General features: G+C 45.3%; 1 protein-coding gene. It reads right to left on the bottom strand.

Annotated elements, in window-relative coordinates:
• Positions 1–267: histidine kinase dimerization/phospho-acceptor domain-containing protein (locus AC1RPU_RS08275; RefSeq protein WP_481769693.1), on the bottom strand; the 267-nt coding region annotated here is incomplete at both ends.

The raw sequence follows: 267 nt of genomic DNA on the forward strand, positions 1-267 counted from the left end.
GCCGTGTTCTGAAAGTAAGATATGATTTTCGGGAGTTCCTCGTTTGTTTTAATTTTAACGAGATTGATGTGTTGAGTAGCGTTGTCTGTCCGGGCGAGAAAGAGCATATTTTCAATCATGCGCTGTAGTCGCTCGCATTCTTCAATATTCGACTCAATCAGTGTCTCGTATTCTTCGCTTCGGCGGGGGCGTGAAAGCGTGATTTGAGAGGAGCTGATGATATTGGCCAGCGGAGTACGCATATCGTGCGATAAGTCTGACGAAAAT

The organism is Dellaglioa sp. CoH-55-MRSF-7 (assembly GCF_056782235.1).